4 protein-coding genes and 1 pseudogene are annotated in these 6531 nt (G+C 58.4%); 1 reads left to right on the top strand and 4 read right to left on the bottom strand.

Annotation, left to right across the window (positions count from 1 at the left end):
- Positions 1 to 423: 423 nt before the first annotated feature.
- The 3 genes from K3F49_RS38970 to K3F49_RS38960 all read right to left on the bottom strand — a co-directional run bounded on the left by K3F49_RS38970 (position 424) and on the right by K3F49_RS38960 (position 5645).
- Positions 424 to 2871 carry a CaiB/BaiF CoA transferase family protein gene (locus tag K3F49_RS38970; RefSeq protein WP_234686145.1) on the bottom strand — a complete coding sequence of 816 codons (2448 nt, stop codon included), beginning with the start codon at positions 2869 to 2871 and terminating at the stop codon, positions 424 to 426.
- Between the two features lie 519 nt (positions 2872 to 3390).
- Complete coding sequence (locus K3F49_RS38965; protein ID WP_276575475.1) at positions 3391 to 4728, bottom strand: aspartate aminotransferase family protein; 1338 nt, start codon at positions 4726 to 4728, stop codon at positions 3391 to 3393.
- A 209-nt stretch (positions 4729 to 4937) separates the two neighbouring features.
- Complete coding sequence (locus K3F49_RS38960; protein ID WP_234686143.1) at positions 4938 to 5645, bottom strand: hypothetical protein; 708 nt, start codon at positions 5643 to 5645, stop codon at positions 4938 to 4940.
- A gap of 297 nt (positions 5646 to 5942) precedes the next feature.
- Here K3F49_RS38960 and K3F49_RS38955 point away from each other — a divergent pair.
- Positions 5943 to 6236 (top strand): annotated as a pseudogene (locus K3F49_RS38955) (IS5/IS1182 family transposase); the annotation flags it as partial.
- A gap of 60 nt (positions 6237 to 6296) precedes the next feature.
- Here the strand turns inward: K3F49_RS38955 and K3F49_RS38950 are convergent.
- Positions 6297 to 6531 (bottom strand): transposase domain-containing protein (locus K3F49_RS38950; RefSeq protein ID WP_234686142.1); only part of this gene is annotated, 235 nt, incomplete at its 5' end.

The raw sequence follows: 6531 nt of genomic DNA, 5'->3' as shown, positions 1-6531 counted from the left end.
GCTGACCATAGCGAGCGCTACGCTGTCCTGATCGGCCATCGCATCGAGCTCTGTCCCGTCTGCGCGGACTGCATGATCGAGATCGGCCTCTATCCGCGTTACCACCGCCCCAGCGTTCAGCAGCGCGGAACGACACGTCATGACAGCCCTTGACCCCGAAGACCTGAGCTTCCGCACATATCGTGGTTTCGACTTCTTCCCTCAGGAGATTCAAGCCGACGCTAGAGCCTGTCACTCCCAGTAAGCGACCGGCATAGCGGCGCAAGGGCAACCGCTGATCGCCTCTTGTCCGCGAACGAGGTGCTGCGTCGCACTCTCCGGCGGAGCACCCGATCGGCCTTGCGCCTCATGAATCCGTGACCGAAGGGCGGCCGATCTACCGAGCCCGAAGAGGTGGCAATCTTCGCGCGCAGCCGCGGTTTGTCAGGCTGATGACACCCCCCTTGCTTTTGAGAGTTCCTCTTCAGAAAGCATAACTGTACCGGTAATCCCCTCCTTCGCCAATTGTGCGATCTCGGCCTTGGAGAGCCCGAGAAGCTCTGACAGAATCTCTTCGTTGTGTTGTCCGAGCGTCGGTGCCGCTGCGCGGATCGTATAGGGTCGTGCGGCTTCGCGAATGGGCATTGCTGGCTGCGGATGCAAGCCAATGAAAGGGCGTTCAACATCCTGCAGAAATTCGCGCGCCCAGAGATGCCGATCCTTAAGCAGATAAATTGGCAGGCGGGCCACGCCGGCCGCAACCCTTACGCGCTGCAACTCGGACATGGCTTGGTCCGCATCACGGGTGAGCGTCCAGCTTTCGATCTCTCTCTCGATGACATCCTCGACGCGGCGGCGACCTTCCGCAGGTACCAGCGATGGCTCCGTGGCCCAGTCAGGGCGACCAATAAGCAGCGCTAGCCTCTGCCACATGTCCTGGTCCGTCGCGGCTATGACGATCCAGTTGTCCTCACCCGCACACCGAAAACATCCATGCGGCACGAACTGCGGATGCCGATTGCCGTATCTCGTCGGAGGCATCCCCTCGATGGAGTGGACGGTGATCCATGGCGCCGCGAACGGCATCATGCAATCGATCTGCGCAAGATCAATGAACTGTCCCTGCCCAGTGTTGCGAGCGTGAATTAGTGCCACCAAAACCGCAGCGCAGCCATTCAACCCGCCGACGGCGTCCCCAAACGCGATATGGCTCATCACAGGGGCTCCCTCGGGGTTTCCGATCACGCTAGGCAACCCTGAGCCCTGCTCGAGAGTAGATCCGTAGGCCCGGCAGTCGCGATGGACGCTATTCGTACCAAAGGCTGACATAGACATCATGACCAAGCGCGGATTGAGGCTTCTGAGCACGTCGTAGCCAAGTCCGAGCTTCGGCAGCACATCGACCGAATAATTGCCGACGACAATATCAGCTCCCGCTGAAAGCCTTTTGGCGAGAGCGAGGCCCTTCGGTCGAGTCAGGTCAAGTGTGATGCCGCGCTTGTTACGGTTCATGACACAGAACTCCGGCTTCATTTCGTACATCCGGCTGTCGACATAAGCAGGGCGTCGGTCAACGCCACGCCACCAGTCCGGATATTGGATCGCCTCGATCTTGATGACGTCCGCACCGAGATCAGCCAATGAACGGGTACACAGCGGACCCGCCCAGCCCATCGTGAAGTCGATAACGCGAATTCCCTGCAACGGGAGCCCACCAGCATCGATGCAGTCGAACGAAGCGGACATTGTGCGGGGTGGGCGGCTTCTGATTTTCGCAACATTCTGCTGCTCGCCGAGCCCCGGAACCTTCCCGCCCCGGCGAGGCGGGGTCAACGTCAGCCGCTGCATCGAGCCAGCCGTCACGCCCTCTTCTTCGCCTAGGAGGATGGGTACGATCGCGCCGCGCGACTTCTTCTCCTCGTTCTGGAGCAGATCGGATATTTTGGGTACCGGCACGATTGGAATCTTCCGCTTCAGTCCCTCCGCAAACCACGCCTGCGCTGTCCGCATCCTCAGCCTCGGGACGAACTGTCGCTCGATCTGCTCGACGTGCCGCAGTCGATCGACGCCTAAGATCAGAGCTGGATCATCACGCAATTCGAACAGGCCGAGCATATCGCAGAATGCGCGCCATTGTGCTGGTGTACCTGTCGTAATGCCGAGCCATCCTCTTTTGGTTTCATAGATCCCTGCTGGAAAGGTCGGCCAGAAGCGGTTAGTCCCAATCCGGCGCATAACATCGCCGCGCGCAAAGGCCTCGAACATCAGATATTCGGACAAAGCGATGCTCGATTCGAAAATACTGAGCGACCAGGACCGCCCCATCTCGCCCCGCATTCGCGCAAGAGCAGAAGAAGCTGCGGCGATAAAGCCCCACAGACCGGCAAGGATACCCGTCTGGAAATCGGGTGCGTGCAACGGCGGTCCCTCGACCGGTCCAACCAGCTTAATGAGACCAGCGAGTGCGCGCACCGTAGAATCGGTTGCGACGAATCCAGCATAAGGCCCATCATGACCGAACCAGCTCGCTTCGAGGTGGATCAATCCAGGGCGCTGCTGCCGGATCGCGGCCATATCGATGGACGGGCAATCCATGGGATCAACATCGCGCCCATCGATCAGAATGTCGCAATCCTCTATCAGAGCCGTCAGCCGTGTGACCGCGCTGGGGTCAGCGCTATCTATCATGATGCTCGACTTGTTGAAATTCAGGAATGCGAACCACGCGCTCTGGCCCCCAGGCGTGAGTGGTGCGCTACGCCGAAGCGGATCGCCTGCTGGCGGCTCGACCTTCTGGACATCAGCGCCGAAATCGGCAAACAACCGCGCGCAATAGCAGGTTGCCGCCGAGCTGCCGATCTCGATGACCCGCAGATCCGATAGCACTCCCATTGAGGGCTCCATTCTTCCAGTCATGCCGATGCTCCGGGAAGATCATCTGCTACGGGGGCACGGGCCGGCGCGACTTTAGATCCTGCTCAAATCTAACTGGCAGCTAGTCAGGTCCATTGTTCAAGCGAACTAAACCATTGGCTACCTCGCTTGGGCAGCTACCAGATCAGAGGAGACCCGATGAAGTAAGGGCCATGGTAACAGAGCCGCCGAGCGGCAGTAGCTACGACATAGATGTTCCTAGTAACGCGGTCTATTGTGGCTGCACCGAATCGACACGCAACCCGCCGCCATTTCCGGAAGATTGGATCAGCATGCTCAGGGAGATGTCGGCGAGCGGACGCGCCAGAGCCAACTACATCAAGATCATCGTTGGCAACGTCAGCGGCCACCGAGAAAACCAGCTCTACTTGGCCAAATCGCTTTACATGTCAGAAACACGACCCAAGTTACACTGTAACCGAAGATCAGCTTAACGGCACGATGCTGCGAAGCAAGGGTCTTACCCAGCTGTTTGCTTCATGTGCGCGCTTCCAGCGCCTCTAGCATGTCCTGGTGGCCATCGAGAAAGCCTGCGAACACATCGACGACGAATTCCGCCTCGGTACGAGTCATCGATGTCGAGATCGAAGCAGCAGCGCCATATGGCAGGATTATGCCGTTCTCTGCGAAAAAGCGCGTGAGCTGCCTCATTAGAGTTGCTCCTGCGAGCACGGGATGGGCCTCACGATAGTCATTTGGAATTTGAGCCATCGGATGGATACGAAAGAGTGATGCGGCCCCGGTCACGCACAGCGGAGCGCACCGATTCGAGATGGCCCGGCCAATCCCGTCCCGGACAATGTTCCCAAGCAACTCGAGATATTCAAAAGCCGCATGGTCGAGATGCCGCATTGCGGCAAGACCCGCTGTCATGGATAGAGTATTGGCGGAAAACGTGCCGCCTTGCGGTAGCAGTGGCCGGCCCGCGGAGGCCTCGAAGACCTTCATCACGTCCTCGCGACCGCCGACTGCTCCAATCGGCAAACCGCCGCCGATAATCTTCCCCATCGTGACAAGATCCGGAACAAGGCCATAGCGGGCGGAAGCCCCGCGGAAACTTTGCCGGAGATTCAGGATTTCGTCGGCAATCACCAGAATACCGTTTTTGCGGGCGGTTTCCTGAACCGCAACAACGAACTCGGGCTTAGGCGCAATTAGACCACCCCGGCTTGGCATCGGGTCCATAACAACGGCGGCAAGCTTGTCTGCATGTAATGACAGCAACCGGCGAGCGCCTTCAATATCGTTGAAGCGGAGCACAACGACTTCATCAAGCACGCTCGCGGGCATGCCGCGATAGAAGGCCGTAGACTTGGGTGCGGTGGGATCACCCCAATTGTCCGGAGTCGCTGCCAGACTTACCTCAGCCCAGTCATAGGCGCCATGATAGGCGCCTTCGAGCTTCGCGATTTTCGAACGTCCCGTGAATGCCCGCGCAGCCTTGATCCCGAACAGCACAGCTTCAGTTCCAGTATTGACGAAGCGAACACGATCAACCTGCGGAATCCGGCCGCAAAGTAGTTCAGCGAGTTCGATCTCACTCTCTGTCGGATTTGCGAAGCAGCTGCCGCGCTGGAGTTGACGGGTTAGTGCTTCGACGACGGGTGCGAAGGCGTGGCCATGGATCAACGTGGTGAAGTTGGCACTGAGGTCGAGAAACCGGCGGCCATCGACGTCGAATAGATAGCTACCCATTCCGCGCTCCACATAAAGTGGTATCGGATCCCGTTCGATGGTCACTCGCGACGTGCCGTCAGGGAACACTAGTCGGGCGCGGGCAAAGCTGTGCTTGGATCTCTGCTCAACACGCGCCATTCCCACTAGATTCGAAGCTGGAAACTTCTGATTCACGGCACCCTCATCGATCGATTAACATTTCGGGGATGGGGCGAGCGCTGCTCGTCGCGCCGCCTTCAGGCTCATTCGGCGGGTTGTCTCCGGAGCGCCTGCGTTGTTCTAAAGTGGGATCGAGTTGAACTGAGTATCGCCGCGATTACGTGAACCTGGGACGGCGTGCTCATGAATCACGAGATTAAAGCCAGATCGGCCCTGTCGTGACGGTAAACGAGGTTCCTCAACTCCTCGCCGGTCATCCAAACAAGCAAATCGTCGTCCGCTATATCTTCTTCTACTAGCTGCAACATCGCCCCGGATTCATGATGCGCGTGTCCGTATTGCGCAAGGACGCCCTTATCCAGTAGCCAGCGCGCTGCAAGTCCACATACGAAGTCCGGAGCCCACATGGCAAAGGACGCGCCGCGTAATATCGCAGCCATGATCTTTGGTATGCCTTGTCCTCTAAAGTCCTTCCGCAACCAAAAATCGCCGTGGTAGGCTACCTTTCCGGTAATCTCTTTCGCGCTTGGTGCCGTGCAGATGCAACGGCTCTGCGGGTGTGCATGTATGGTCGGGTCAGCGTAATACGCCTTCAGAGATTCAAGATGTTCTGCAAAGTTGCTGTGCGAAAGATCATACAGTCGAGCAGCCTCTACAAGCGCAACCTCGTTATTTTTGTCGACGCCAATCAACCAATACCCCTCGTCCGATTTGATTGGCGAGCGATCTGGCCGGAAACTCGGTTGTGTCGGCTTCTTTGTAGGAAGAGCCCGTGTGATTGAGACATACTTATGAAAATCGAATCCTATCGAAAGCTTGATGCCCTTTTGGTTAGCAGCGGTGTCATATGCTTGAAGGAAGCGCGATACTTGCAACGGATCAACCACGCTTATCATTATCGCTCCTTAGCGCCATGTGACGAGTTGCACCCTAGCCGATGCGGGCGAGTTATTAACTGATGGTACAACGTTGATAATGGATCGAGCCACTACTTACTTTGGTGGGGGAAACAATTGGATATTGAGAAAGCCGTGCTGGTATGTACCGGCGTTCATCGAGCCAGAAACGGGTTTGACCGGTAACGGGTGCGCGCGCTGCGACCTCCAAAGAATCGATGTTGCCGGGCAGTCCGACCAGCGGGCAGCAGCCATCAAGCATCCATTATCACCAAGCGTTATGAGAGGGCCGCCACCGCCAAGCTGCTGCCTGCGGCCATCAGGGAGCTCAACCACCTGGTGCAAGGACAGGGGTCCGGCTGCGGCAATCCTATGGCGCGCGGCCAGGGCCGCGGCGATGGTGGCGGGCCCTACCCTCACGCCAAACAGTTCAACCGGCACCTGCGGCAGCTGCGCTTCCTGCGAAGCCGGCTGGGCCGGATCATCCGCGACATCCGTCGCAATATCGAAGGCCAGCCATCACCGGAGGAGGCATTCGCTCTCCCCCTTGGCCGGACCACGCAGATCCGCTGGCCGCAGCGCCAGCGTAAGCATCCGGCGTGGGCCACAGGCGGGTTAGTCGATCACGCAGCAGCGTCATCAGCTCGCAGATCACGCCGCTTGCGCAGCAATCGTTGATCCCGGCGTCCAATTCCAGGGCAGAAGCTCGTCGAGCCGATGAGCTGGGTGGGCGGCGATGCGGGCAAGGATATCCGTGAGCCATGCCTGCGGATCGACGCCGTTCATTTTGGCCGTGACGATCAAGCTATACATGGAAGCTGCGCGCCGTCCGCCACGATCAGAGCCGCAGAACAACCAGGATTTTCGTCCGAGAGCTATGCCTCTC

This window comes from Bradyrhizobium monzae (assembly GCF_021458635.1).
Taxonomy (GTDB): Bacteria; Pseudomonadota; Alphaproteobacteria; order Rhizobiales; family Xanthobacteraceae; genus Bradyrhizobium.
The sequence above is the reverse complement of the archived record's forward strand: the minus strand, read 5'-3'. Positions and strand labels throughout refer to the sequence as shown.

What these genes read in the sequence shown, in the direction of transcription:
- K3F49_RS38970 (WP_234686145.1), bottom strand. Translation starts at nt 2,871, where the DNA reads ATGGGAGTGCTATCGGATCTGCGGGTCATCGAGATCGGCAGCTCGGCG.
- K3F49_RS38965 (WP_276575475.1), bottom strand. Translation starts at nt 4,728, where the DNA reads ATGGCGCGTGTTGAGCAGAGATCCAAGCACAGCTTTGCCCGCGCCCGA.
- K3F49_RS38960 (WP_234686143.1), bottom strand. Translation starts at nt 5,645, where the DNA reads ATGATAAGCGTGGTTGATCCGTTGCAAGTATCGCGCTTCCTTCAAGCA.